Below are 3,785 nucleotides of genomic sequence, written 5' to 3' on the forward strand. Positions count from 1 at the left end.
CCGTGCTGCAAATCAGTGAGGTGGTCGTGGAGCGTTCGGAAGGCTAACCAGGGTTCGGATATCGCCAGGCATCGCATCCGCGTATGACGCAGCGCTCGCGCTATCGTGGCGCGGGTCGCGCTCGCTCGGCCTGATCGGGTACGCTTGCCGCCGCGGAAAGGGCGGTACGAAATTCCGTGCGTCGAGCCACGAGTGAAGCTCCATGAAGCCACGGCGGGGCAGGCCGGCGGCGCTCAGGTCACGAACCTGCGCGCCCCGACCCGCCACCGCAGGTCAGGACGCGTGCCCCGACGTCAGACTGAGCGCCACCGCCTGCGCGACTTCGATGCCGTCGATCGCCGCCGAATAGATGCCGCCCGCATATCCCGCGCCTTCGCCGGCCGGATACAGGCCTTCGACGTTCATGCTCTGGTAGTCGTCCTTGCGTCGAATCCGGATCGGCGACGACGTGCGCGTCTCCACGCCGGTGAGCACGGCGTCGTGCATCGCGAAGCCGGCGATCTTCTTGTCGATCTCGGGCAGCGCTTCGCGGATCGCTTCGATCACGTAGTCCGGCAGTGCGGTACTGAGGTCGGTCGGATTCACGCCGGGCTTGTACGACGGCTCCACCGAGCCCAGCGACGTCGACGGCCGGCCCGCGATGAAATCGCCGACCAGCTGGCCCGGCGCGCGGTAGTCACCGCCGCCGAGCTCGAACGCGCGTTCTTCCCATTTGCGCTGGAACGCGATGCCGGCGAGCGGGCCGCCCGGATAATCGTCCGGCGTGATGCCGACGACGATGCCCGCATTCGCGTTGCGCTCCGCGCGGGAATACTGGCTCATCCCGTTGGTGACCACGCGGCCCGGCTCCGAGGTCGCGGCGACCACCGTGCCGCCCGGGCACATGCAGAAGCTGTAGACCGCGCGCCCGTTGCTGCAGTGGTGGACTACCTTGTAGTCGGCTGCGCCGAGCTGCTTGTGGCCCGCGAACTTGCCGAAGCGGCTGCGATCGATCAGCCCCTGAGGATGCTCAATGCGGAAACCGAGCGAGAACGGTTTCGCTTCGATATAGACGCCGCGGTCGTGCAGCATCTGGAACGTGTCGCGCGCGCTGTGGCCCACAGCCAGCACCACGCGGTCGCACCGCAGCGTTTCGCCGTTCGACAGCTTGAGCGCGCGCACCTTGCCCTGGTCGATTTCGATGTCGTCGACGCGGGTTTCGAAACGCACTTCGCCACCGAGTTCGTGGATCGACGCGCGCATTTTTTCCACCATGCTGACGAGGCGGAACGTGCCGATGTGCGGGCGGCTCAGGTACAGGATGTCCTCGGGCGCGCCGGCCTTGACGAATTCGTCCAGCACCTTGCGGCCATAGTGGTTCGGATCCTTGATCTGGCTGTACAGCTTGCCGTCGGAAAACGTCCCCGCGCCGCCTTCGCCGAACTGCACGTTGGACTCGGGATTGAGCACGCTCTTGCGCCACAGGCCGAAGGTGTCCTTGGTGCGCTCGCGCACGGCCTTGCCGCGTTCGAGGATGATGGGACGGAAACCCATCTGCGCGAGGATCAGCCCCGCGAACAGTCCGCACGGCCCCATGCCGATGACGACCGGGCGCAGGAAGTCGGCGTGTTCGGGCGCCTTCGTGACGAAGTGGTACGCCATGTCGGGCGTCACGCCGCAATGCGGCTTGCTGGCGATGCGCTCGAGCGCGGCCGCTTCGTCCTTGACGTCGATATCGACGATATACGTGAGCTTGATGTCGGCACGCTTGCGCGCGTCGTGCGCGCGGCGGAACACGGTGTAACGGAGCAGTTGGTCTGGCGCCACGCCGAGCTCCGCGAGGCGCGCGCGAATCGCGGCCTCGAGCGCGCTCTCGGGGTGGTCGAGGGGGAGTTTAATTTCGCTTAGCCGTAACATGGGGACTCGGATGCGATTGCCACGGCGCCGTGGCGGTGTTGATACAGGCGGGGTCGGCACCCCGGCGGCGGCGTCGTTCGCCGCGCGGGCATGCCGGACGCAAACCCTTCGCTGTCGTTGCGGGACAAGCGGTACGGGCGGCAGTACGCCGACTCGTCCGGGCAACTCGGGCAACTTCAGGATAGGCGCACGAAGCGGCCCGTGTGCACGGAAAATTGTCCCGCGTGTCGGGCGATCGGCGCGCCATCATGACGATGCCGCGCGAGCGGTTTGCGTGAAAGCCGCGCCACGCGGGCGCGGCCCGGGCTTACTCCGCTGCCGGATGCACGCGGCTGTAGCGGTTCAGGATCGGGATCATCTGCGCGTAGATCTTCGGGTTCGCGGCGACGATCTCGTGGCGATGCAGGAAATCGGCGTCGCCCGTGTAGTTACCGACGAGGCCGCCGGCCTCGGTGATCAGCAGGCTGCCCGCCGCCATGTCCCACACGTTGATGCCTTGCTCGAAGAACGCGTCGAGGCGGCCGGCCGCGACGTTCGCGAGATCGAGTGCCGCCGCGCCCGGGCGGCGCAGGCCCGTGCAGGCCTGCGTCATTTCGGTGAAGAGGCGTGCGTAGGCGTCGAGGCCGTCCTTCTCGCGGAACGGGAAGCCCGTGCCGACGAGTGCATCTGCCAGGCGGTCGCGGCGGCCGACGCGGATGCGGCGGTCGTTCAGGTACGCGCCGCGGCCGCGGGTGGCCGTGAACAGGTCGTTCTTGTTGGGATCGTAGACGACGGCCTGCGTGACGACGCCCTTGTGCTCGAGCGCGATCGACACGCAGTAGTACGGGAAGCCGTGGATGAAGTTGGTCGTGCCGTCGAGCGGATCGATGATCCACTTGAATTCGGATTCGTTCTCGGATTCGCCAGATTCCTCCGCGAGGATCGCGTGGTCGGGGTAGGCGGTCTTCAGCGTCTCGATGATCGCGTCTTCGGCGGCCTTGTCCACTTCGGTGACGAAGTCGTTCTGCTGCTTCTTGCGGATCTCGATCAGGTCGAGATCGAGGGACGCGCGATTGATGATCTGTCCGGCGCGGCGCGCAGCCTTGACAGCAATGTTGAGCATGGGATGCATGAGCCTGGATCCTATAGCCGGCGGCACGGGCCGCCACGAAGTGGGACAACCGCCCGGAACGGCGCAAGCGTGCCGGGGCGAGGTGAGACGCGAATTGACAAAGAGCGGGGTACGACCCGCGCTGCGCCGGGCGCAACGCGTAAAGGCATGATTTTACCCGATTTTCGGCGGTTTCAGGCGACCGGCATGCGGGGAAACCCCCACTGGCCATCCGGACGAGTGGGTTTGCCGGGGCGATGGCGATACCATACGGCCATTCTGATGAACCGAGTCGTATCGTAGTGGAAACTCCGCAGAACACCGCCGCGCCGTCCGAATCGGGCGCGGCCTCGTCCCCGCCGCCGTCCGGCGGCTTCACGTCCACCCGCTTCGTGCTCGTCGAGCCGAGCCATCCCGGCAACGTCGGGGCGGCCGCCCGCGCGCTGAAGACGATGGGCTTCTCCCGCCTCGTGCTGGTCGCGCCGCGCGTGCCGCACGTGCAGAGCGACCCCGAGGCGGTCGCGATGGCCAGCGGCGCGGACGACGTCCTCGCGTCCGCGCATGTCGTGCCGACGCTCGGCGAAGCGCTGTCCGGCGTGCACTGGTCGATCGCGCTGACCGCGCGCACGCGCGAATACGGGCCGCCGCGCCTCGCGCCGCGCGCGGCTGCCGCACAGGCGAGCGCGCAGGTCGGCACGGGCGACATCGCGCTCGTGTTCGGCAACGAGCGCACCGGTCTCGCGAACGAGCATGTCGAGCAGTGCAGCGCGCTCGCGCACATTCCGGCCAACCCGGCCTA

3 protein-coding genes are annotated in these 3,785 nt (G+C 67.6%); 1 reads left to right on the forward strand and 2 read right to left on the reverse strand.

Going from position 1 to position 3,785, the window contains the following annotated elements:
* Window positions 1-273 precede the first annotated feature (273 nt).
* Both JMF90_RS28070 and JMF90_RS28075 read right to left on the reverse strand, forming a co-directional pair.
* Window positions 274-1,896, reverse strand: coding sequence for an NAD(P)/FAD-dependent oxidoreductase (locus JMF90_RS28070; protein ID WP_201316983.1), 1,623 nt, complete (start codon window positions 1,894-1,896; stop codon window positions 274-276).
* 307 nt (window positions 1,897-2,203) lie between these two features.
* Window positions 2,204-3,007 (reverse strand): inositol monophosphatase family protein, encoded by an 804-nt coding sequence (locus tag JMF90_RS28075; protein WP_011549489.1) that lies wholly within the window; start codon window positions 3,005-3,007, stop codon window positions 2,204-2,206.
* Window positions 3,008-3,288: 281 nt separating this feature from the next.
* Here JMF90_RS28075 and JMF90_RS28080 point away from each other — a divergent pair.
* Window positions 3,289-3,785: RNA methyltransferase (locus JMF90_RS28080; RefSeq protein ID WP_201325702.1), on the forward strand; the 497-nt coding region annotated here is incomplete at its 3' end.

The organism is Burkholderia sp. E168m23 (assembly GCF_016586125.1).
Classification (GTDB): Bacteria; Pseudomonadota; Gammaproteobacteria; order Burkholderiales; family Burkholderiaceae; genus Burkholderia; species Burkholderia orbicola.